Source organism: Candidatus Pelagibacter bacterium nBUS_25, from assembly GCF_051200975.1.
GTDB lineage: Bacteria > Pseudomonadota > Alphaproteobacteria > Pelagibacterales > Pelagibacteraceae > Pelagibacter.
The window spans coordinates 434,269-456,052 of record NZ_CP172846.1 but is presented as its reverse complement, the minus strand read 5'-3'; the positions used below and the strand labels follow the sequence as shown (position 1 = coordinate 456,052).

Sequence of the window (21,784 nt, the reverse complement as noted above, 5' to 3'; positions counted from 1 at the left end):
TTTAATTTTTTTCTATTTTAGCAAATCTACCATTGCATATAATTGAACAATTTAAGTTATTTTTTTTTATAAACTCATCGATTGCTTTCTTAACACCAGGAGCTTGTTTCAGATCATAATCATCACATAAAACTGTTCCATTATTGCTTATTACATCAAAACAACAATTAAGATCATTAAGGACTGTGTTATACTCATGTCCACCATCTAAAAAAACATAATCAATTTTTGACATATCTATTTTGTTTAATATCTTATTAGAATTTCCTTTAATTAAATGAATATTGTTTGTAAATTTTTTTAATAAATCTTTGACAGCTTCTAAGCTATAGGGATTTTGTCTTTTAATATATTTGTAATAAAATCTTTTTATTGGGTTCGATGAAAAGGTAGTATTTGGTATAACCTCATTTTTATTTTCGTCACTTTCCTCAAATAAATCTAAGCCAATATAATTAAAATTGTTTCCATGTATTTTAAACAAAAGTTCACAAACATTTCTGGCAGTTACACCATGAAATACGCCTATCTCTAAAAAACATTTAGGTTTTTTTTTAAGCACCTCATCTAAAAAAAAAGAACCTACCCCTTTTTGTTTTAAACTGGTTTTTCGATAATATTTTTTGTATTCCAAAATTAACTAAATGCTTCTACCCATGTACCCTGTGTTGATGCTTTAGAATATTCTGTTGCTCGTCCTTCAAAGAAGTTCATGTGCTCAACAGCATTAAGCATTGTATCTAACCAAGTTAAAGGGTTTTTTTGCACATCATAAATTGGCTCAAGACCTAATTGAGTAAGTCTTCTGTTAGCTATAAATCTAATGTAATCTTTAACTTCTTGAGCAGTCAAACCTTCCATTGGACCCATTTCAAACGCAAGATCTATGAAAGCATCTTCGTGTTCAATAATAGTTCTACACGCTTCATAAAGCTCTTTTTTAAGTTTTGGAGTCCATATTTCTGGGTTCTCATTTATGAATTCTTTAAAAACTCTAATCATAGAATTACAATGGAGAGTTTCGTCTCTAACGGACCAAGTAACAATCTGCCCCATTCCCTTCATCTTATTATGTCTTGGAAAATTCAAAAGGATTGCAAAACTTGCAAACAACTGAAGTCCTTCAGTGAACGCACTAAATACAGCAACTGTTTTTGCAATATCTTCTTTAGAATTTACATTGAAACCTTGCATGTAATCATATTTATCTTTCATCTCTTTGTATTTCATGAAAGCAGAATATTCTGACTCAGGCATTCCAATAGTATCTAACAAATGAGAGTAAGCTGCTACATGGACAGTCTCCATTGATGCAAAAGCTGTCATCATCATTAGAACTTCTGTTGGTTTAAATACTGTTGTGTAGTGTCTTAGATAACAATTGCTAACTTCTACGTCTGCTTGAGTGAAAAATCTAAATATTTGAGTTAATAAGTTTTTTTCTGATTGTGTTAAATTTTTTTGCCAATCCCTAACATCGTCGCCTAATGGCACCTCTTCTGGTAACCAATGAATTCTTTGTTGTGTTAACCATGCATCATAACACCATGGATATCTGAAAGGTTTGTAAACTGGATTTTCAACTAATAAACCCATTTTTTTTGGTTGGATTATTTCATTGCTTGGTGTCTTAATTTTTTCTGCTACTGACATGATAGGCACTCCTCGTATTCTGGTTCTTCAGATTTAGTTTGTTTGTTTTTATAAACGTTGGCTAAAACATCTGTTGATTTTGCATCATTAATATTTTCAGCTCTTTGAATTGATTTTGATCTACAGTAATAAAGACTCTTTAAGCCTTTCTTCCAAGCATCAAAATGAATTTTGTGTAACTCTTTTTTGTGAACATCAGCTGGTAAAAATAAGTTAACTGACTGAGCCTGGGATATAAATGGAGTTCTATCTCCACTTAATTCAATAATCCACTGTTGGTTAAGCTCAAATGCTGTTTTAAAAACATCCTTTTCTAAATCAGTTAAAAAATCTAAATGAGATACAGAACCTTGATTTGTTGTGATCGTAGACCAAGTTTCATCATCATTTTTTCCATGCCCTTCAAGGATTTCTTCTAAATATCTATTTCTAACATTAAATGAACCTGACAAAGTTTTATGGGTATAACTGTTAGCTGCAATTGGCTCAACTCCTGGCGATGCCCCACCACATATAATTGAGATTGAAGCAGTTGGCGCAATTGCTGTTTTATTTGAAAATCTTTCTTGATATCCATAATCCGCAGCATCAGGACAAGCCCCTCTTTCTTCAGCCAAATCTTTTGAAGCCTTATTAACCTGTTCGTCAATTTGTTTAAATATTTTTTTGTTCCAAGATTTTGCCATCACTGACTCAAGTGGAATTCTGTTTTTTTGTAAAAAAGAATGAAAGCCCATTACACCTAATCCAACACTTCTTTCTCTTTCTGCAGAATATTTTGCATCTTTAAATTGATCAGGAGCTTTTTTTATAAAATCACTTAGAACATTATCTAAAAATCTCATTACATCACTGATCATGTCTGGATCATCTTTCCACTCTTCGTACTTTTCTAAGTTTAATGAAGATAAACAACATACAGCGGTTCTATCTCTCCCATCTTTATCAATTCCAGTAGGTAAAGTTATTTCACTACATAGATTTGATGTCTTAACTGTTAAGTTAGCAAGTTTATGATGCTGTGGAATTAATCTATTCACTGTATCGATATAAATTATATAAGGCTCACCTGTTTCAATTCTTGCAGTTAATAATCTTATCCATAAATTTCTAGCTGATATTGTTTGTTGAACAGTGCCATCTGCAGGACTTTTTAATCCCCACTGCTCATCATTTTCTACAGCTCTCATAAATGCATCTGAAAGTAAAACACCATGGTGTAAATTTAATGCTTTTCTATTTGGATCACCACCTGTAGGTCTTCTCATTTCAATAAACTCTTCAATTTCAGGATGATCGACTGGCAAATAACAAGCGGCAGATCCTCTTCTTAAAGAACCTTGGCTAATTGCCATTGTTAAAGAATCCATAACTTTTATAAAAGGTATTATTCCAGAGGTTTTTCCAACCTTACCAATCTTTTCACCTATAGATCTAAGATTACCCCAGTAACTTCCTATACCACCACCTTTTGCAGCTAACCAAACATTTTCACTCCAAAGATCAAGAATTCCTCCCAAACTATCTGATGCCTCATTTAAAAAACATGAAATAGGTAATCCTCTTTTAGTTCCGCCATTTGATAGAACAGGTGTTGCTGGCATAAACCAAAGGTTGCTTATGTAATTATAAATTCTTTGTGCATGTAAATTATCATCAGCATATGAGCTTGCAACACGGGCGAATAAATCTTGAAAAAATTCGTTATGACCAAGATATCTGTCTTTCAATGTTGCCTTACCAAAGTCTGTTAAGTTTGCATCTTTAGATCGATCGATCTTAATTATAATTCCCTTGTCATTTTGAAAAAGTTCAGTTTCGGTACTTAAAGAAAAAAGATCAGGTCTATTTCCTTTTGATACCTCTTTTACTTCTGGGCTATATTCAGAGACAGCTTTCTTTAGGGCCTGTGATAGAATCTTATTCATAATTAATACTATATTTTGTTATTGTGACGAAAACAACTAGATGTTGTATGCGTTTTATGTTGATATACTATATAAACAATTAATCAACAGAACATTTATAGAACACGACAAAAAAAATATCAATAAAAAAATTTAAAAAATAGTAAGTAATTAACAAATGTCTGAAAAAATAAAAATAGATCCTTATGGCTTTAGAGAATATGACGCTCGTTGGTTGTATGAGAAAGATATTAGCAGAGAAGGAATCACGAATCTTGGTAAAGGTTTAGGTACACAAATAAAAATTCACACTCAAAAAGATAATCCAAGGGTTATAGTTGGTCATGACTACAGATCTTATAGTGAGGAAATTAAAAGTGCTCTTAAAAAAGGTTTAATCTCAACAGGATGTCATATTGAAGATGTGGGTTTATCATTGTCACCAATGGTTTATTTTGCACAATTTAATTTAAACGCAGATGCCGTTGCGATGGTTACAGCTAGTCATAATGAAAATGGTTGGACTGGTGTAAAAATGGGTATCAAAAAAGGTTTAACCCATGCTCCTGAAGAAATGAAAGAATTAAAAGATTTGACTTTGAATGAAAAATTCTCAAATGGAGCTGGATCTGAAAAGCAAATTGAAAATTTTCAACAAGTTTATAAAGATGATTTAATAAAAGGTAATAAGATTACTAAAAAATTAAAAGCAGTTGTTGCTTGTGGAAATGGTACTGCTGGGGTTTTTGCTCCTGATATTTTGAGAGGAATTGGTTGTGAAGTTATAGAACTTGATTGTGAATTAGATTGGACTTTTCCTAAATACAATCCTAATCCAGAAGATTTAGAAATGCTACATGAAATTGCTAAAGCTGTGAAAGACAATGATGCAGACATAGGTTTTGGTTTTGATGGTGATGGAGATAGAGTTGGTGTTATTGACAACGAAGGAAATGAAATATTTTCTGATAAAATTGGTTTATTAATTGCAAGAAATTTATCTACAAAACATAAAAATTCAAAATTTGTCGTAGATGTAAAATCAACAGGATTATACTCAAAAGATGATGTTCTATTAAAAAATAATTGCGAAACTATTTATTGGAAAACTGGTCATTCTCACATTAAAAGAAAAGTAAACACAGAAAAAGCACTAGCAGGATTTGAAAAGAGTGGTCATTTCTTTTTTAATCAACCTTTAGGTTATGGTTATGATGATGGAATTAATTCAGCAATTCATGTGTGCCATTTATTGGACAATCAAAACAAAATGATGAGTGAAATCATTAATGAATTACCTAATACATATCAAACCCCCACTATGGCTCCTTTCTGTAAAGATGAAGAAAAATACCAGGTAGTTGAAGAATTAGTTAAACAAGTTGAGGAAATTAAGAATAACAAAACTAAAATTGATGATCAAATAATAACAGAAGTATTAACAGTAAACGGGGTAAGATTTTCTTTTGATGATGGTTCTTGGGGGCTGATTAGAGCATCTTCAAACAAACCATCACTAGTGATTGTAACTGAAAGCCCAACATCAGATATTAGGAAGAAAAAAATCTTTGAATTTATTGATGATTTACTCCAAAAAACTGGAAAAGTTGGTGAATATGATCAAAAAATATAGCCTAATTTTAATTCTATTCTTATTAATACCCTTTAAAAGTCATGCTTTTAGCGAACAAAATGGGCAACAGATGTATATTGGTTGCTACCAGAACTCTAAACAGTATCTAGGTACAGACAAAGCCAAAGCCTATTGCGAATGCACAGTTAATAAATTAAGTGAAAGGTTTTCAGATGATGAATTGGATAGTGTATTTAATCAAAAACCAGAACAAATAATTGAAGATACTCAATTTGCATCAAAATTCTGTGAAAAAATCATAGAATAAAAGTTATACAATTCTATAAAGATTCAATCAAAACGTGCTTAGTAAAAAACAAAGAATCATATAAATTTATATATGAGGTGATGGAGGGAGACTGAAGTCACCTCTTTTTATTTAAAAGCTGATCTAATTTTATTTAAAACATCTTTTAAGTTTTCTGCTGAATATTTTTTTCCTTTAACAGTCCATACAGATAACGGCCAAGAGCTATCAGTTTTTTTTCTAGAGATAATATGGATATGTAATTGTGGAACTATATTACCTATTTTTTCTACATTAAGTTTTGATGTTTTAAATAGTTTCTTCATAAGCCTACTTACCAAAACAATTTCCTTCATAAGCAATATCTGATCTTTAGAATTAAGTTCACTGATATCTGTTACATTTTTTCTCTTAGGTATTAATATCAACCAGGGAAATTTAAAATTATCATGAAGTCTTATAGAGCATAATTTTAGTTCAGTTATATGATGAGAGGATTTTAAAAATTTCTTATTAATTCGATACATAAGATTATTTAATCAAATTTTTAATCTTTAATCTTTGAATTTTTCCTGAAGATCCTTTTGGAAGTTCATCAAAAAAAAATATATTTTCTGGTGATTTAAATTTACCTAAAATTTTTGAACAATGATTAATCAAATCTATTTCAGTTAATGAGTTTTTATTTTTCAACACAACACCTGCTTTTACAGTTTCACCATAATGACTACATTCATCACCAAATGCTGCTGCTTCAAGTACATCGGGATGTTGATACAAAACATCATCAATTTCTCTTGGTGAAATATTTTCACCTCCTTTAATTATAAGTTCTTTAATTCTACCTTTTACAAATACAAAATCTTCAGAGTCCATTAAACCTAAATCACCCGTTAAAAGCCAATCATTGTAAAAACTTTTTTTTGTTTCGTTGGGATCTTTATAATATTCTTTCATTACATTTTTACCTCTTACACAAATTTGACCGATTGTATTTCTTTCAACTTCATTAAATTCATTATCAAAAATTTTAACTTCGTTTCCATAAGGTATACCAGGTGAGCCGTATTTAATAGGATTGGGAGAAGGCGGATTAGACAAAATAGGAGCACACGTTTCTGTCAGACCCATTGTTTCAATCATCTTTATCTTAAATTTTTCTTCAAAATTCTTATGTGTTTCTGGGGCTAATGCTGCCGATGCACTTCTACCAAATCTTATAAGTGATGTATCCAATGATTTAAATTCAGCTTCTGAATATTTATTTAATAATGAAGAAACTATAGTTGGTACTATGCTAAACCAGGTACATTTAAATTCTTCAATATGTTTCCAAAAATTTGTAGCAGAAAACTTTTCAGATAAAACTAATGAGCTTTGACTTACTAATGGTCCCATTACCGTAACTATTAAGCCATTAATGTGATATAATGGAAGAACGCATAATGCCTTGTCCGTAGTAATCAATTCATGTGAAATTAAAACGTTTTTACCTCCATTTAAAACATTGTCATGAGTGAGCATTACACCTTTGGGTTTTCCAGTTGTACCCGATGTATACATTAGCAAAGCGTTGTTAGATTTATTAAGATTATCTAATTCTATTTTTTCATCATTTAATTCATCTATAAAATTGTCTTTATCAATTTCTATAAGTTCAACTTCACTTCTAGACTTTTTGATTATTCTTTGTGCTAAACTTAAATTTGATTTAGTTGAAAGTAATAGCTTAGATTCAGAATGCTCAATGATGTATGCTAGCTGCTCCTCTCCTGCCACTAAATTGAGAGGAACTTGTATCATTCCAGAATACATAATTCCTAACATGAGTTGAATTCCACTTAGTGAATTTTCTGTCAGTGTACAAATAAGTGAATTTTTCTTCTGTTTTTTTTCAACAGATAAATAATAATTTATCTTATCTAAATTTATTTTAAGGTTTTTATTTGTTATTTTTTTTTGAGTATTTGGGCAAGTAATAAAATCTAAATTTGGATTATTTTCTGAATTAAAGTTTATAAAATCTCTTACTGTGTCTAATTCCATTCAACTATTCTAAATTTTTTAATTCTTTGGGGTCATTTTTTTCACAGTAATCTTTAAAATACTCTTTAAGTTCAGCTTCCTTACCTGGGATTAAATTAGATATTTTAGTTATATTTAAAAAATGTTTGTAATTTAAATTATTATCAATTGTATTTTTTTGCCAAGTTCCACAACCCATTGATAGAGAAAAAGGTAGACCATTGGTAAAACTTCCACCTGTAGCAAATGTATGTGCTTGATTAACAATCACTCTGCACACAGATAAATCTAATCCTAATTCAATTACTCTTTCATCTTTTTTGGTATGTACACCAACGGAATGGCCTATGCCCTGATAATTTAGAATTTTTTTGGCTAATTCCTTAGCTTCATTAAAGTTTTTGACTCTATATACGGTCAACACTGGTGATAATTTTTCACCTGAAAAAGGGTAGTCTAACCCAACTCCATCTTCTTCAACCATTAATATTTGAACATTTTCATCTACTTTAAGATTTAACTCATTTGCAATAAATTTTGCTGATTTTGCAATTATTTTTCTATTTAGTTTTCCATCAATCCATAAATTTTTCTGTAAAACCTCTTTTTGATTTTTATTGAGTAAAACTGCATTTTCTTTAGATAATAAGTTGATTGCTTTTTCATAGATATCTTCAATTAAAATCAAATTATTTTCTGATGAACAGCTTGTGGCGTTGTCGAATGTTTTTGACATTTTAATCTTTTTAAAAGCGTCTACTAAATCAGCTGTTTCATCAACAATTGATGTTACATTTCCCTGTCCAACACCAATTGCTTTAGTGCCAGATTTTGCAGCTTCCCTAACATTATTTAATGAGCCGGTTACAATAACTAAATCAACATTTTTCATTAGCTCATTAGTTAACTCTTTTGTGACATCACAATCAAAAGTTTGAATTAAATTTTCAGGAGCACTAATTTTTTTTAACTCATTATTAATTAATATTAATAAATCCCTAAAAACCTTAGATCCTGCTGGTGATGGAGAAACTATAATCGAATTTCTTCCTTTCAAGGCATTAATGATATTGTTTATTGGAGTTGCTGCTGGATTGGTTGACGGTGTAACAGCTGCAACAATACCAACTGGTTTTGCTATTTCAATAATTCCTTTTTTCTTGTTTTCATTAATCACTCCTACAGTTTTGATATTTTTTAAGTCTCTTAATAGTCCAAGTGTTTTTCTTTTATTCTTTAAAATTTTATCTTCTGGATTTCCAAGGCCAGTTTTGCTCACAGCTAAATTTGATATTTTTTTGTTATTCGATGGCTTACATAATGCCCAAGCAACTGCAGTAACAACTTCGTCAACTTGATTTTGATTATAATTTTCAAAAATAGATTGAGCTTTTTTTGCTTTAAGAACTAATGATTGAACTATTTCTGAAGAAGACTTGTTATTCATAATTTTTTACTAAGTTTTAGAAGTTTCGCCTTAAAATATTAAGGCGAAACTTAATTGATATAGTAATAATTACTATTAAGGTTTTAGTCCAGCAAGAAGTTTTGTTAAGCTTACTTTTCTAGCTTTCCACATTTCTTGTACTTCAGCTCTGTTCATAATTCTAACAGGTGAACCACCTTTTTTCATTTGTTTCAAAGTTTTTTTATCATTAAACATTAAAGGAACTTTAGCTGCTAAATATTCAATAATTTCTGGTGAAGTTCCTTTAGGAGCCATGATGCCTCTAAAGTTTACACTAGAATTATCAACATCAAGACCTTCTTCTTTTAATGTTGGAACATTTGGTAAAAATGTTTTTTCTCTTTGAAGATCGGCAATTGCTAAAATTTTAATATCATTCTGACTTCTGAAAGCATCTGAAAGATTATTAAAACCAGCCATTACTTGACCGCCTTTAACAGCTGCTAATGCAGGAACACCTCCTGTATGAGGAACATAAGTTAACTTTGCTCCACTAGCTTTTTGAAATTGTAAAAAAGCTATATGATGACCAACAAATTTTCCAGCACCTGAAAAAGTAACTTTACCTGGATTCGCTTTTGCAAATTTAACCATATCACCAACTGAATTGAATTGACTGTCTTTACTGACAATCAAAACCGCTGGATCTGCTCCCCAGTTCGCTATAGGTTCCAAGTTATCTATGTTGTATTTTGTATCATCAAATACTATTGATTGAGATACAAAATGTGGGATGTTGTAAGCAGCTAAATCATATCCATCTTTTCTAGCTTTAGATGCAAACCAATTCCATCCTACTTTTCCACCAGCCCCAGGTTTATTGACAATAACTATTGGCTGTCCTAAATAATCTTTCTTAGGATGAGCCGCCATCATTGTTACTAGTCTTGCTTGAAAATCAGTAGCACCACCTGGGTTATAAGCTACCATTACACTTATCGGTCTATCAGGATAATCAGCTGCTTTAGCAATTGATCCAAATGAAAGAAGCGATAAGATTATTGTGATATATAAAAAAAATTTTTTTATATTCATATCTACCTCCTCTGTTAATAGAAATTAGATCACAATAAAATCGGTCTGACCATTATTTTTTTTAGTTATATTTTTTAATTATATTTAAGATATGTAAAATTACTTGTCTTAAAGCTATCTTATTTAAAATACTACTTATGATTGTATTTTTAATTAAATATTTCTAAAAAAGAAAAAATCTAGGTACTTGAACTTTAAGCATAATAGAAAAAAGGAAATAAATAAATAACATGAATATAGTTGTTATAATTATGATTTGAATTATTTTTTTAATATTTTTATTTTCTGAATAGTAGTAACTATTTATAAAAAACAATAATATAGCTACAAGATAAAACCCAATAGTTTCGCCGATAAAAATAAATATAATTAAAGAAAATAAATAAACTGATAGTTTTTTAATATCAATCTCTGCAACTGATAAAGTTTTATTTAAAAAATAAAAAATTAATGAAAAAGAAGATAAGATTATCATTACAGATGTTATTAATTTTGGAAATAAATATGCTTCAGATGTATTTTCTGAACCGCCAGTGAACGAGGCAAATGCTAATAAAATTGAGATAAATAATATACAAATCAAAGATATTAAATTATCTATCTTAAGCATTTTTTCTCTTCATTTCTGAAACAATTCCATAAACTATAGAAATTATACATAATGTTATTATTGTTAAATTTAAATATCCTGATGTTAAATATATAAAAATACCCTCTTGTGTATCTGCAATTATTTTTGCTTGACTAAAATTAGTTTCAGCAATTGGTCCTAATATTAAACCTAAAACTATCGGTGCAGCTGTAAAACCAAATTTTGATAAAAAAAACATTGAAACACCTAAAAACAACATAACAATCACATCCGCAAAGTTATGTTGGACACTATAGGTTCCAAAGATAGCAAGTATCGTTATAGCTGCAGCCATATAATTTGTTGGAGTTTTAATTACATATTTTGCTAAACCGCTAATATATAATCCAAAAACCAACATCATAAATTGTGCAACTAATAATGAATTAATAAAAGTCCATGTTGTTTCAGCATAAATTGTAAAAAGATTTGGTCCTGGAAACATTCCATGTATTAATAAGCCTCCCAACAAAACAGCTGCTGTTGGACTTCCTGGAACCCCGAGTGTAAGTAAAGGAACTAAAGATGGGCCAACCATAGCATTGTTTGCAGACTCAGCAGCAATAATTCCATCAGGTTCTCCTTTTCCAAAATTTTCTTTATTTTTACTTAATTTTTTAATTTGATCGTAAGATACAAGTCCTGCTATCTGTCCTCCTGCACCAGGGATTAAACCAATTATAACTCCAGATACGCTTCCAACTACTAATGCTTTAATTCTTGAAAGATTGTAAATAATAGACTGAACTATACTTTTTTTTTCCATTTGAAATTGATCAGAATCTAATTGTTTTTTTTCAATCATTGATAAGACTTGAGGGATAGCAAACAAACCAACCAAAGCTGCAATAATATTTATGCCTCCTGAAAAAATTGGATTAAAAACAAATCTTTCAACACCTAACACAGAGTCATACCCTATAGTTGCCAACCATAAACCGATGGCTCCAGAAAAAAGTCCTTTAATTATTGAATTAGAATCTAATGTTGCAATTACAGTAACACCAAAAATTGCTATCCAAAACATATGTGATGGACCAAACTTAAGAGCAAAATTTGCTAATATAGGAGTAAAAAAAATTAAAATAATAATTCCTATTACGCCACCAATGAATGAACTGATAAAACAATAATGTAGAGCTTCTTTTGATTTACCACTTTTTGCCATTGGATAGCCATCCATAACTGTTGCAATGTTTGCAGGAGCTCCAGGTATTTTTAATAATATTGCACTAATTGCTCCACCAGCAACAGTAGCTGTATAAACCGCACCAAGCATAATTAAACCTTGGTCAGGACTCATTTTAAAAGTGAATGGAATTAATAAAGCAACTGCCATTGTAGGACTCAATCCAGGAGCAGCTCCCATTAAAAGTCCACCAATAGTTCCTAAAACTAAAATTAATAAATTTTCAAATATGAAAACGTTAGAAAAATATCCTATAAACTCCATAATGTTAAAATTTAAGTCTAACTAAATTTTAATCAAAAAGTCTATAAAAGAATTTAAGTTTAAATCGTAAAATATTCGTATAAAAATTTACAAGCTACCACAAACAATAAAAGTCCAAAATATTTACTTATTTTTTGTTTATCGATTTTATGAACTGTCCGAGCACCGATTCTAGCCATAAAAGTTGTAATAGGAATGAAGATTAAAAAAGTAGGTATATTTAGAAAACCAACACTAAGAGGTAAATTGGTCTTTAAATAGGTACCACTTATGACAAAACCAATAGCACCAAATAATGCAATAAAAAAACCGATTGCTGCAGCTGTCCCAATAGCTCTATTAATTGAATAGCCAAAAAACTTAAATATTGGGACATTCATAACTGCTCCTCCAATACCCATGGGCGCAGAAATAAATCCAGAAATTAAGCCAAAAATAATTTTATATTTCTGCTTAATCGAAATTGCTATTATGGTTTCTTTTTCTTTCAAAAATAATAAATACAAACTTAACAAAAAAAGTACCAAAGAAAAAAATAAAACCATATTTTTAGTATTTAAATAAACTGCAAAAATTGTACCCAATGAAACACCTATCACTGTAAATATACCGTAAGTTTTAACCAAATTTGTATCAACAGCTCCAAGTTTATAATGAGTCATTACAGAAACAAAAGAAGTTGGAATAATAATACCAAAAGAAGTTCCAACAGCCAGGTGCATAATATAATTTGTATCAATATTTAAGCTTTCAAAAACATAAAATAAAAATGGAACCATTACCAATCCTCCACCGATACCAAACAGACCAGCTATAAAACCAACAGGTATGGCTGTTAATGCCATCAATAAAATAAAATAACTATATTCGTTTGCTAAAATTGAATTAAGCAGATTGCCCTACACTTGTATCGATATTATTATATTTAATCTTATCCATGATGTGATCAATTTTTTTAACATCTGCATCTCTCACGCACATATTTTCACTTAAATATCTTTTCCAATAACTAGCGCCTGTTTGTCCATGAAATAAACCTATAGTATGTCTCATTATTTGATTTAATCTTGTACCCTTTTTGATTTCAGCTTTTACATACGGAATTAATTGTTCAATGACATCTTGTCTACTTAAGACGTTTTCAGTCCCAAAAATTTCTTTTTCAATATCTGCCAACATATAAGGTGTATGGTAAGCTGCCCTTCCAATCATGACACCATCTGTTTTTTGAAGAAGTGGCTTTATTTGATCAACAGATGTTATTCCACCATTTATGATTATTTCTTCATTTGGAAAGTCTTCCTTTAATTTGTAAACATAATCATACTTTAAAGGAGGAATATTTAAATTTTGTTTAGGAGTAAATTTTCCCAACATTGCTTTTCTAGCATGAATAATGAATGTTTTAATACCAGTTGATTTAAGAGTTGTTATAAAATTATGAAGATTTTCATAATCTTCAACATTATCGTATCCAATTCTAGTTTTTATGGTTACTGGTAAATTAGTTGAAGCTTGCATTTTACTCAAGCAATCTGCAACTAAATTAGGTTCTTTCATCAAGCATGCACCAAATTTACTTTTTTCAACTTTTTTACTTGGGCAACCTAAATTTAAATTAATTTCATCATAACCAAAATCTTCCCCTATTTTAGAAGCTTCAGCCAAAAGTTTTGGAGAAGACCCTCCTAATTGAAGTGCTACAGGTTTTTCATTAATATTAAATTGGAGTAATCTTTTTTTATCTCCTCTATTGATTGCTTCATCAACAACCATCTCTGTATAGAGAAGTGTATTCTTTGAAATCAGTCTTAAAAAGTAACGCTCATGACGATCTGTACAATCCATCATAGGAGCGACTGATACTTTCCTATTCATAATTTGACTTTATATGATTTTATTATGAGTTTGAAGCGTCTGAATCTTCTGTAATTGCTTCTGCTTCTTGATTTTCTTGTTCTGAAACTTCATCTAAAGAAACTTCACCTTGCTCATTCATTGTTTCTTCATCAGCCGATACATCTACGTCTGGCTTAGCAGTCTCTGATAATTCAGCTAAATCTTCTTGAGAAACTTGAATTTTTTCTGGAGTTTTTCTTGCTCTTTTGGATGGTAAAATAGGTGTTCCACTTTTTGAAATTTCACCTTTGTACATATTTTCAAAATCATCACCCACTTCTTCGTCATCCTCTGAACCATCGTCAACTTGCTCAACATGTTTTCTAAGTTTGTAAACTGCACTGTCAGTTAAATCTGATACTTGAATTTTTTCTTCTGCAATTTCTCTTAAAGAAATAACTGTATTTTTGTCGTTATCTCTATCCAAAGTTGGTTCGATACCAGAATTTAATTGAGTAGCTCTTTCTTTAGCTACAAGCACTAATTCGTATGGGCTATCTACTTTATCTATACAATCTTCTACAGTTACTCTTGCCATGGGCGATTATTTATACCTCGAACTTCAAAAATGCAAGTATTTTCTAAATTATTACCGGATTTAGCTTTTTTCTTACAAAGAAAAGTAGAATCAAAGAAATGAATATATAAGTGCCTGATACAACAGCTATATCACCCACTGTAAAACCTGTATCTATCAAATACCCAAATAAAGCAGTTCCAAAAGCTGTGGCAAACACCATCAATGCAGTAGTTAAAGCTTTAATAGATCCTAGATATTTAACTCCATATAACTCAGCCCAAGTAGAAGATCCTAATATATTTGCAAATCCATTTGATATCCCCACTAAACCTAAAAATACAAAAGCTGTAGCTGGTGTGTCGAAAAAGAATAAAACAATTACAGATAATAAAAGTGGAATATTCATATAAATTAATAATTTTCTACTTGTATATTTGTCAATTAAAAAACCTGATAAAAATAAAGTGAGTACTGAAAAAATCGAATAAGACATAAATGATTGAGCAATTACATATGGACCCCATCCTTTTGAAGTTTGAACAAAAGATTGAAAAACAGCAAAACCAGTAAATATCCACGGCATTGCTAACATGTTCGAGCTTATGATATAAAATCTATAATCCTTTATTACTTCTCTTCTCTTCCATTGTTTAATTTCAACTTCTTTTTTATTTTCATCATTAGCCTCTCTTGAGTCTAAATTTAAATTTTTAATTAATAAAAAAGATGCAATTGGTAAAATTATTAAAACTGTAATGGAAAAAATAATCCAAAGATTTTGCCAATTTATGATTGTTAATAAATATACCATTAGAACGGGCATTATAAATTCTGCAGATGAAAGGCCAAACCAGCTTATACTTAAAGCTCTACCTCTAGTTTTGGTAAAGTATCTTGAAATAGTTGTTGAAGCTGTATGAGACATCATTCCTTGTCCTGAAAATCTCATTAAAAAAATTCCAATAAATAATAAAAAAACTGATGTTATTCTTGAAAAGAAGAAACAAGCAAATGATAAAAGAATAGTTACAAAAAAAGCAAATTTAAAAATATTTACATCATCTATCTTTTTCCCAACCCAAATTAATAGAAGACTACTGCATAAGGTTGCTGATGCAAAAATTGAGCCAAATTGTCCGTGGGTAATAGATAGTGCATCTCTAATACTGGAATTAAATAGTCCTAGAAAATAACTCTGTCCAAAGCTGGAAAAAAATGTAAAAATAAAACCAAATAGAATTACTTTAAATTTCAAACTATTAAACATAGGAAATAAAAATTATGTCTTGTAATGTTGCTTTCATAGGTCTTGGTGTCATGGGTTATCCAATGGCAGGTTATATATCAAAAGCTGGTCACAATGTAACTGTTTATAATAGAACAGCTGCTAAAGCTGACAAATGGATTGCAGAATATAAAGGTTCAAAAGCAGATACACCTGCAAAAGCAGCTGAAGGTGCTGATTTTATTTTTACCTGTGTTGGAAATGATAATGATTTAAGGGAAGTATCACTTGGTGAAAATGGATTATTCAATACTGCTAAAGAAGGTTCAGTTTATGTTGATAATTCCACTGTATCCGCAGAGATATCAAGAGAACTGTATAAAGCCGCTAAAGATAAAAGATTTGATTTTTTAGATGCTCCTATATCAGGTGGTCAAGCTGGTGCTGAAGGTGGAATACTAACTGTTATGGTTGGTGGTGATGAAGCTGTATTTAAAAAAGCTGAACCAATAATTGATAGTTACAGTAGAAAAGTAAAATTAATTGGTAAATCAGGAAGTGGTCAATTAACTAAAATGATGAACCAAATGTGTATTGCAGGTGCGGTACAAGGTTTATCAGAAGCTATTAATTTTGGAATTAATGCTGGCTTAGATATGGATATCGTTATGGAAACTATATCTAAAGGTGCTGCACAATCTTGGCAAATGGAAAATAGATATCGAACTATGACTGATGATAAGTTTGATTATGGTTTTGCTGTAGACTGGATGAGAAAAGATTTGGCAATTGTCATTGAGGAAGCAAAAAAAAATGGTTCCCCGGTTCCAATTACAGAACTTATTGATGGCTACTATGCAAAAGTTCAAGAAATAGGTGGTAATCGTTGGGATAGTTCAAGTCTAATTGCCTTACTAAAGAAGAAGAAATAATATCTGTGACTGACACAGTTCCTTACTACGAGGATTTTGCTGAGATCAAAAAGAAGTTTTGGTCAATGTTAACAAATGCAGTTAAAGATAGAAGCTCACCTTTTAGAATACCTGTATTTATTTGTGGAGATCAATCTGATTTTGATGGACGAATAGTTGTTCTAAGAAAGGCTGATGAAGCCAACAATCTTATTCAATACCATAGTGATATTAGATCAGATAAAATTAGAAAATTAAAAACTAATAAAAATGCTGCAATTTTATTCTATGATAAAGAGGAAAAAATTCAGGTAAGACTTAAAGTAGAATGTACTGTTAATCATGACAACGAAATAACAAAAGAGTCTTGGTCTAAAACACAACATATATCTAGAAAATGTTATTTAGTTGATAATGGGCCTGGAACAGAAAGTGATATTCCAACTTCTGGATTAAAACCGGAACGTGATAATTTTGACTACACAAAAGAACAAAGTGAAGAAGGTTATAAAAACTTTACTGTTATACAGTGTAAAATTAAATCTATTGAGTGGCTTTATCTAGCAGCTAAAGGTCATCGAAGAGCACGATTTGAATTTGCTGATAATCTTGGTTCTGAAAATACTGTTAGCAGGGATTATTGGTTGGTTCCTTAGTTTTTTTTATGGAAAATTTAGTTAAAAAATTAGAAGAACAGATTACATTTCTTCAACAAGAAATATCTCAAATAAGCAGTGAGCTATATTCTCAACAAAAAGAAATTAAAAATTTAAAGGGCGAAATTACAAATTTAAATAAAAAAATTGAAGAGCTGAATGGTGAGATAACTTCAGATATTTTTAAAGAAGATAAAAAACCACCTCATTATTAAATTTATACGCCTTTTACTATTATATTACTCCCCTCAGAATTTTGTAATCGTATATCTTTAACAGGTTTATATTCATCTGAATGATACCATTCTAGAGCTCTTTCATAAGATGGAAATTTAATGATTACCAATCTTGGAAAATTATCTTCTCCCTCAACAACTTGATATTCACCATTTCTAACAAGGTATTCACCGTCATATTTTTTAACAACCTCTGAGACTTTAGCCACATACTCTTTATAATTTTCAGGATTTGTTACTTTTAATTGTGCTATTACATAACCTGCTGACATTGTTCTCTCCTTTTTGTAAAAATATTATACATTATTCCAAAGCCAAGCAGCACCTCTAACTCCACTTGAGTCTCCATGAAAATTTTTTGATACTTTTGTTATTACTTTATTTGAAAAAGTATATTTTGGTATTAGAGATGGAATATTTTTATAAAGTCTATCTATGTTTGACATCCCTCCTCCAAGTATAATAGCATCTGGATCAAAAATACCTATCATCACTGCCATTAATCTTGCCATCCTGTCTTCATATAAATTTAATTCCAAATTAGCCCTAGGATCTCCATCTAAATCAAGTTGTGCAATTTCTTCTGAGGAAAAATTTGTATTATGTTTTTGATTAAATACATCTTTAAAACCGATACCTGACATAAATTGTTCTGCACACAGAGGTCTTCCACAATTCATTGATGCACAATTTATCTTTGTTTCAATTTCTTCTGTTGTTGGGTAAGGAAGAGGTTGGTGACCCCAATCACCTGCAATTTGATTAGCTCCTTCAATAATTCCTTTATTAAATGAGAGCGCTCCACCAAAACCTGTGCCAATTATTATTCCAAAAATAGATTGATAATTTTTTCCAGCTCCATCAACAGCTTCTGATAAAGTAAAGCAATTAGCATCATTCATTAATTTTACTTTTCTATTAAGTGTAATTTCTAAATCTTTTTTAAATGGTTTGTCATTTAACCACATAGAGTTAGCGTTTGTAACCAATCCTGTTTCCTTAGATGAAAATCCTGGTATTCCTACACCAACTGTGCAAATTTGATTACTTAGTTTATCAAATTCATCTACAAGTTTTTTTACTGTTTCAATTCCTGACAAATAATTTTTTTCATATGAGTATCTTTTTCTCTCTATTTGAAGTCCCTTTTCATCTAAAAGAATTCCTTCAATTTTGGTACCTCCATAATCAATACCAATTTTAAATTTCCTACTCATTAATTAAAATACTGATTTAGAGTATTTCTTCCAATTATCTTGATAGTGTTTGGTATTTTCTAGAACTGATTTTTTCTCTTCTTCTGTTACTTCTCTTATAACTTTACCTGGTGAACCAACCACCAATGAGTTATCTGGTATTTCTTTGTTTTCAGTAATTAGAGCTTTAGCACCAATAATACAATTTTTACCAATTTTAGCTTTGTTAAGAATAACTGCTCCTATACCAATCAAACTATTGTCCCCAATTGTGCATCCATGAAGCATAACAAGATGACCAACCGTAACATCTTTTCCAACTTTTAAAGGACAACCTGGATCAGTATGCAAAACACTGCCGTCTTGTATGTTTGATCCCTCGCCTATATGAATATTTTCAATATCTCCACGTAAAACTGCATTAAACCAAATACTAGAGTTCTTTTCTAAAGTAACATCTCCTATAATGGTTGCGTTAGGTGCCACCCAATTTTCGCCAGAGTTTTGTGGTTTTTTATCTTTTAAATCATAAAACATAATTTATATATTCTTATAGTATGCCAGTTCAAACTCCAATATGTGATTTTGGTAAAAAAGCTTTACCCTTTGAATTAAAATCAACTGAAAATAAAATTATTACTTTAGACGATATTAAGGGTGAAAACGGAACCTTGATAATGTTTATCTGTAACCATTGTCCATATGTAAAAGCTATTACAAAAGAATTAGTTGAAGACTGTAATGAATTGAAGAAAATTGGAATTAATTCAGTTGGCATATGTTCTAATGATGCTGTTAATTATCCAGAAGACTCATTTGAGAATATGATTAAGTTTTCAAATGATAATCAGTTTAGTTTTCCATATCTTCAAGATGATACACAGGAAATTGCTAAAGCATATGATGCAGTATGTACTCCAGATTTTTTTGGCTATAATAAAAATTTAGAACTTCAATATAGAGGTAGATTAAGAGAACTTAAAAATTTTATACCAGTAAAAAATGCTGAAAGTGATTTATTAAAGTCTATGAAACAAATTGCTGAAACTGGTAACGGACCACAAGATCAAATTCCAAGTGCTGGATGTGGTATCAAATGGAAGTATGATTAATGTATTTAATTGTAACTAGATCCTTTCCTCCTGAAGTTGGTGGAATGCAAAGTTTGATGTGGGGACTTGCAAGAGAACTTTCAAAAAGTTTTATGATTAAAGTTTTTGCTGATTATATTGAAAACCACAAAATCTTTGATGAACAAGCATCGTTTTCTATTGAAAGAGTTGGTGGACCTAAACTACTTAGAAAATATAGAAAAGCTTATCTAATTGATGAATTTGTAAAAAATAGCAAAGTAAATGGAATTATTGCGGATCATTGGAAAAGTTTAGAACATTTAAAAACTAATAAAAAGAAATATTGCTTAATTCACGGTAAAGAAATTAACCATGCTAAAGGATCAGGAATCAATAAACGTTTATTAAATGTTTTAAATAATGTTGATAAAATAATTGCTAATTCGGAATATACTAAAAATTTAGCTATTGATATCGGAGTTGAAAAGGAAAAAATTATTGTTATCAACCCAGGCATAGATCCTATAAAAGAACTTGACCAAAAATCATTAGATAAAGTCGAAAGCTTACTTGCAGTAAAATCACCAAGATTAATTACCGTTTCTAGGTTTGATAAACGAAAAAATCATGAAAAGGTTGTTATGGCCTTAAGAAATCTAAAGCAGATCTATCCAGACATTATTTATATTTGTATTGGTTATGGTGATGAAGAAGAAAATGTTAAAAAATTAGTTAAAGAATTAGATTTAGAAGCTCAGGTAATTTTTTTTAAAGATATAAGCGATAATTTAAAAAATGCTTTAATTGCTAAATCAAATATTTTTGTGATGCCATCTGTTGTTCACAAATCTTCAGTAGAAGGTTTTGGGATAGCTTATACTGAAGCTGCTCAATACAATATCCCTTCAATTGGTGGTAAAGATGGTGGAGCATCAGATGCAATTGATAATGAAAAAACAGGTTTAATTTGTGATGGTAATAATTTGGATGAAATTTATTCATCAATCATTTCTATGCTGGAAAACAAAAAATATTTAGAGTACGGAAAAAATGCAAAAGACTTCGTTGCTAAGTTTTATTGGCCAAATATTGTTGAAAAATATAAAAAAATTCTAAATTAATCTATGCATCTTTTTAAATCCAAAGAGTCTATTGGAATACTTTTTGGAATCTTTGCTTATTTATCTTTTTCTATTTTAGATGTTATTCAAAAAACCCTAGTTTTTTATCATTCTATTTTTCAGCTACTTTTGGTTAAATATTTTTTTGTCTTATGTTTGAGTTTGTTTGAGTCTAAAAGAAAAAATAATTATTTATTTTATAAATCTAAAAATATTAAATTACAGATCTTTAGAAGCTTATTATCAGTTATAGAGTCTGGATGTTTTGTATTATCTTTTAAATATTTATCATTAGCTAATGCTCATAGTATTGGATCACTGGCACCAGTAATAGTGGTGGCATTATCAGCAATAATCTTAAAAGAAAAAGTATCTTCCAAAACATGGGTAGCAATTTTTATCGGTTTTGTTGGAGTTTTAATTATTCTAAGACCAACTTCATCAATCTTTGATCCAAAAGCATTATTGCCATTGATTGCTGCTTTTATATTGGGACTTTATCAAGTCGTTACTAAAAAAGTTTCTAAACATGATAAAAATGAGACTTCTTTATTTTATACATCCATCATTGGATTAATAATTATGTCATTGTTGGCTTCTAAGTTTTGGACTCCAGTAGACATATCCTCGTATACAATGTTTTTAGGTATAGGGATATTTTTTTCATTAGGGCTTTATCTTCAAATAATTGCTTTAAGTAAAGCAAGAGCAAGTATTATTCAGCCATTTCATTATACTTTGATTTTTTGGGCAATAATTTTTGGATATATATTTTATAATGATGTGCCCGATATATTTACTATTTTTGGGGCGATAATTATTACTTGTTCGGGTATTTTTGTTTTAAATCAATCATCAAAAATCTGATTAAAGATGTTTTAATCTAAGATTGTTT

Annotated in this window: 24 protein-coding genes; 8 read left to right on the top strand and 16 right to left on the bottom strand. The window is 30.0% G+C overall.

Annotation, left to right across the window (positions count from 1 at the left end; genetic code table 11):
• Position 1: 1 nt before the first annotated feature.
• The 3 genes from ACIJYH_RS02395 to ACIJYH_RS02385 are packed head-to-tail and all read right to left on the bottom strand — an operon-like array spanning position 2 to position 3,581.
• Positions 2-634: a class I SAM-dependent methyltransferase gene (locus tag ACIJYH_RS02395; RefSeq protein WP_435163705.1), complete on the bottom strand. Its 633-nt coding sequence runs from the start codon at positions 632-634 to the stop codon at positions 2-4.
• Positions 635-636: 2 nt separating this feature from the next.
• Entirely contained in the window at positions 637-1,653 is a 1,017-nt protein-coding gene (locus ACIJYH_RS02390; RefSeq protein ID WP_435088893.1) for a ribonucleotide-diphosphate reductase subunit beta, read from the bottom strand.
• Positions 1,644-3,581: a ribonucleoside-diphosphate reductase subunit alpha gene (locus tag ACIJYH_RS02385; RefSeq protein ID WP_435163703.1), complete on the bottom strand. Its 1,938-nt coding sequence runs from the start codon at positions 3,579-3,581 to the stop codon at positions 1,644-1,646. Before ACIJYH_RS02385 ends, ACIJYH_RS02390 begins: the two co-directional genes overlap by 10 nt.
• Before the next feature lie 157 nt (positions 3,582-3,738).
• Here ACIJYH_RS02385 and ACIJYH_RS02380 point away from each other — a divergent pair, with 157 nt between their 5' ends.
• The gene (locus tag ACIJYH_RS02380) at positions 3,739-5,193 is read left to right on the top strand and encodes a phosphomannomutase/phosphoglucomutase (protein ID WP_435163701.1); all 1,455 of its coding nucleotides are present in this window, start codon (positions 3,739-3,741) and stop codon (positions 5,191-5,193) included.
• Positions 5,177-5,461 (top strand): hypothetical protein, encoded by a 285-nt coding sequence (locus ACIJYH_RS02375; protein WP_435088890.1) that lies wholly within the window; start codon positions 5,177-5,179, stop codon positions 5,459-5,461. The genes ACIJYH_RS02380 and ACIJYH_RS02375 overlap by 17 nt, the downstream gene beginning before the upstream one ends.
• Before the next feature lie 107 nt (positions 5,462-5,568).
• On the opposite strand, the gene ACIJYH_RS02370 is transcribed toward ACIJYH_RS02375, so the two are convergent.
• The 10 genes from ACIJYH_RS02370 to ACIJYH_RS02325 form a co-directional block, all read right to left on the bottom strand.
• Positions 5,569-5,967 (bottom strand): HIT family protein, encoded by a 399-nt coding sequence (locus ACIJYH_RS02370; RefSeq protein WP_435163700.1) that lies wholly within the window; start codon positions 5,965-5,967, stop codon positions 5,569-5,571.
• A 4-nt stretch (positions 5,968-5,971) separates the two neighbouring features.
• The gene (locus ACIJYH_RS02365; protein WP_435163698.1) at positions 5,972-7,486 is read right to left on the bottom strand and encodes an AMP-binding protein; all 1,515 of its coding nucleotides are present in this window, start codon (positions 7,484-7,486) and stop codon (positions 5,972-5,974) included.
• 4 nt (positions 7,487-7,490) lie between these two features.
• Positions 7,491-8,912: an acylating sulfoacetaldehyde dehydrogenase gene (sauS, locus tag ACIJYH_RS02360; RefSeq protein ID WP_435163696.1), complete on the bottom strand. Its 1,422-nt coding sequence runs from the start codon at positions 8,910-8,912 to the stop codon at positions 7,491-7,493.
• Between the two features lie 75 nt (positions 8,913-8,987).
• Positions 8,988-9,968, bottom strand: a complete 981-nt coding sequence (locus ACIJYH_RS02355) for a Bug family tripartite tricarboxylate transporter substrate binding protein (RefSeq protein WP_435088886.1) — start codon at positions 9,966-9,968, stop codon at positions 8,988-8,990.
• 163 nt (positions 9,969-10,131) lie between these two features.
• Positions 10,132-10,578 carry a tripartite tricarboxylate transporter TctB family protein gene (locus ACIJYH_RS02350; protein ID WP_435163694.1) on the bottom strand — a complete coding sequence of 149 codons (447 nt, stop codon included), beginning with the start codon at positions 10,576-10,578 and terminating at the stop codon, positions 10,132-10,134.
• The gene (locus tag ACIJYH_RS02345) at positions 10,571-12,052 is read right to left on the bottom strand and encodes a tripartite tricarboxylate transporter permease (RefSeq protein WP_435163692.1); all 1,482 of its coding nucleotides are present in this window, start codon (positions 12,050-12,052) and stop codon (positions 10,571-10,573) included. Before ACIJYH_RS02345 ends, ACIJYH_RS02350 begins: the two co-directional genes overlap by 8 nt.
• A gap of 59 nt (positions 12,053-12,111) precedes the next feature.
• A complete protein-coding gene (locus ACIJYH_RS02340; protein ID WP_435163690.1) occupies positions 12,112-12,897 on the bottom strand; it encodes a sulfite exporter TauE/SafE family protein in 786 nt (261 codons plus the stop codon).
• 40 nt (positions 12,898-12,937) lie between these two features.
• Positions 12,938-13,930, bottom strand: coding sequence for a tRNA dihydrouridine(20/20a) synthase DusA (dusA, locus tag ACIJYH_RS02335; RefSeq protein WP_435163688.1), 993 nt, complete (start codon positions 13,928-13,930; stop codon positions 12,938-12,940).
• A gap of 22 nt (positions 13,931-13,952) precedes the next feature.
• Positions 13,953-14,489: a DNA-directed RNA polymerase subunit omega gene (rpoZ, locus tag ACIJYH_RS02330; RefSeq protein ID WP_435117525.1), complete on the bottom strand. Its 537-nt coding sequence runs from the start codon at positions 14,487-14,489 to the stop codon at positions 13,953-13,955.
• 43 nt (positions 14,490-14,532) lie between these two features.
• Positions 14,533-15,738 (bottom strand): MFS transporter, encoded by a 1,206-nt coding sequence (locus tag ACIJYH_RS02325; protein ID WP_435163686.1) that lies wholly within the window; start codon positions 15,736-15,738, stop codon positions 14,533-14,535.
• Positions 15,739-15,752: 14 nt separating this feature from the next.
• On the opposite strand from ACIJYH_RS02325, the gene ACIJYH_RS02320 reads away from it, so the two are divergent.
• Genes ACIJYH_RS02320 through ACIJYH_RS02310 form a run of 3 tightly spaced genes read left to right on the top strand, consistent with a single transcriptional unit; the run spans position 15,753 to position 17,478 of the window.
• Positions 15,753-16,628: an NAD(P)-dependent oxidoreductase gene (locus ACIJYH_RS02320; protein ID WP_435163684.1), complete on the top strand. Its 876-nt coding sequence runs from the start codon at positions 15,753-15,755 to the stop codon at positions 16,626-16,628.
• A gap of 5 nt (positions 16,629-16,633) precedes the next feature.
• The gene (locus tag ACIJYH_RS02315) at positions 16,634-17,263 is read left to right on the top strand and encodes a flavin-binding protein (RefSeq protein WP_435163682.1); all 630 of its coding nucleotides are present in this window, start codon (positions 16,634-16,636) and stop codon (positions 17,261-17,263) included.
• Positions 17,264-17,271: 8 nt separating this feature from the next.
• Positions 17,272-17,478: a SlyX family protein gene (locus ACIJYH_RS02310; RefSeq protein ID WP_435088877.1), complete on the top strand. Its 207-nt coding sequence runs from the start codon at positions 17,272-17,274 to the stop codon at positions 17,476-17,478.
• A 2-nt stretch (positions 17,479-17,480) separates the two neighbouring features.
• Here the strand turns inward: ACIJYH_RS02310 and ACIJYH_RS02305 are convergent, their stop codons facing one another.
• The 3 genes from ACIJYH_RS02305 to ACIJYH_RS02295 are packed head-to-tail and all read right to left on the bottom strand — an operon-like array spanning position 17,481 to position 19,232.
• Positions 17,481-17,771 (bottom strand): DUF1330 domain-containing protein, encoded by a 291-nt coding sequence (locus tag ACIJYH_RS02305; protein WP_435088876.1) that lies wholly within the window; start codon positions 17,769-17,771, stop codon positions 17,481-17,483.
• 24 nt (positions 17,772-17,795) lie between these two features.
• Complete coding sequence (locus ACIJYH_RS02300) at positions 17,796-18,716, bottom strand: ROK family protein (protein WP_435163680.1); 921 nt, start codon at positions 18,714-18,716, stop codon at positions 17,796-17,798.
• A 3-nt stretch (positions 18,717-18,719) separates the two neighbouring features.
• Positions 18,720-19,232: a gamma carbonic anhydrase family protein gene (locus tag ACIJYH_RS02295; protein WP_435163678.1), complete on the bottom strand. Its 513-nt coding sequence runs from the start codon at positions 19,230-19,232 to the stop codon at positions 18,720-18,722.
• Between the two features lie 20 nt (positions 19,233-19,252).
• On the opposite strand from ACIJYH_RS02295, the gene ACIJYH_RS02290 reads away from it, so the two are divergent.
• The 3 genes from ACIJYH_RS02290 to ACIJYH_RS02280 are packed head-to-tail and all read left to right on the top strand — an operon-like array spanning position 19,253 to position 21,756.
• Positions 19,253-19,807: a thioredoxin family protein gene (locus tag ACIJYH_RS02290; protein WP_435163676.1), complete on the top strand. Its 555-nt coding sequence runs from the start codon at positions 19,253-19,255 to the stop codon at positions 19,805-19,807.
• Complete coding sequence (locus ACIJYH_RS02285; protein WP_435163674.1) at positions 19,807-20,889, top strand: glycosyltransferase family 4 protein; 1,083 nt, start codon at positions 19,807-19,809, stop codon at positions 20,887-20,889. Before ACIJYH_RS02290 ends, ACIJYH_RS02285 begins: the two co-directional genes overlap by 1 nt.
• Before the next feature lie 3 nt (positions 20,890-20,892).
• Entirely contained in the window at positions 20,893-21,756 is an 864-nt protein-coding gene (locus ACIJYH_RS02280; RefSeq protein WP_435163673.1) for a DMT family transporter, read from the top strand.
• Positions 21,757-21,784 lie beyond the last annotated feature (28 nt).

Bases quoted from the DNA above. Each gene is read 5' to 3' on its own strand.
- ACIJYH_RS02390 (WP_435088893.1), bottom strand. From the start codon at position 1,653: ATGTCAGTAGCAGAAAAAATTAAGACACCAAGCAATGAAATAATCCAA.
- ACIJYH_RS02385 (WP_435163703.1), bottom strand. From the start codon at position 3,581: ATGAATAAGATTCTATCACAGGCCCTAAAGAAAGCTGTCTCTGAATAT.
- ACIJYH_RS02380 (WP_435163701.1), top strand. From the start codon at position 3,739: ATGTCTGAAAAAATAAAAATAGATCCTTATGGCTTTAGAGAATATGAC.
- ACIJYH_RS02375 (WP_435088890.1), top strand. From the start codon at position 5,177: ATGATCAAAAAATATAGCCTAATTTTAATTCTATTCTTATTAATACCC.
- ACIJYH_RS02370 (WP_435163700.1), bottom strand. From the start codon at position 5,967: ATGTATCGAATTAATAAGAAATTTTTAAAATCCTCTCATCATATAACT.
- ACIJYH_RS02365 (WP_435163698.1), bottom strand. From the start codon at position 7,486: ATGGAATTAGACACAGTAAGAGATTTTATAAACTTTAATTCAGAAAAT.
- sauS (WP_435163696.1), bottom strand. From the start codon at position 8,912: ATGAATAACAAGTCTTCTTCAGAAATAGTTCAATCATTAGTTCTTAAA.
- ACIJYH_RS02355 (WP_435088886.1), bottom strand. From the start codon at position 9,968: ATGAATATAAAAAAATTTTTTTTATATATCACAATAATCTTATCGCTT.
- ACIJYH_RS02350 (WP_435163694.1), bottom strand. From the start codon at position 10,578: ATGCTTAAGATAGATAATTTAATATCTTTGATTTGTATATTATTTATC.
- ACIJYH_RS02345 (WP_435163692.1), bottom strand. From the start codon at position 12,052: ATGGAGTTTATAGGATATTTTTCTAACGTTTTCATATTTGAAAATTTA.
- ACIJYH_RS02340 (WP_435163690.1), bottom strand. From the start codon at position 12,897: ATGGCATTAACAGCCATACCTGTTGGTTTTATAGCTGGTCTGTTTGGT.
- dusA (WP_435163688.1), bottom strand. From the start codon at position 13,930: ATGAATAGGAAAGTATCAGTCGCTCCTATGATGGATTGTACAGATCGT.
- rpoZ (WP_435117525.1), bottom strand. From the start codon at position 14,489: ATGGCAAGAGTAACTGTAGAAGATTGTATAGATAAAGTAGATAGCCCA.
- ACIJYH_RS02325 (WP_435163686.1), bottom strand. From the start codon at position 15,738: ATGTTTAATAGTTTGAAATTTAAAGTAATTCTATTTGGTTTTATTTTT.
- ACIJYH_RS02320 (WP_435163684.1), top strand. From the start codon at position 15,753: ATGTCTTGTAATGTTGCTTTCATAGGTCTTGGTGTCATGGGTTATCCA.
- ACIJYH_RS02310 (WP_435088877.1), top strand. From the start codon at position 17,272: ATGGAAAATTTAGTTAAAAAATTAGAAGAACAGATTACATTTCTTCAA.
- ACIJYH_RS02305 (WP_435088876.1), bottom strand. From the start codon at position 17,771: ATGTCAGCAGGTTATGTAATAGCACAATTAAAAGTAACAAATCCTGAA.
- ACIJYH_RS02300 (WP_435163680.1), bottom strand. From the start codon at position 18,716: ATGAGTAGGAAATTTAAAATTGGTATTGATTATGGAGGTACCAAAATT.
- ACIJYH_RS02295 (WP_435163678.1), bottom strand. From the start codon at position 19,232: ATGTTTTATGATTTAAAAGATAAAAAACCACAAAACTCTGGCGAAAAT.
- ACIJYH_RS02290 (WP_435163676.1), top strand. From the start codon at position 19,253: ATGCCAGTTCAAACTCCAATATGTGATTTTGGTAAAAAAGCTTTACCC.
- ACIJYH_RS02285 (WP_435163674.1), top strand. From the start codon at position 19,807: ATGTATTTAATTGTAACTAGATCCTTTCCTCCTGAAGTTGGTGGAATG.
- ACIJYH_RS02280 (WP_435163673.1), top strand. From the start codon at position 20,893: ATGCATCTTTTTAAATCCAAAGAGTCTATTGGAATACTTTTTGGAATC.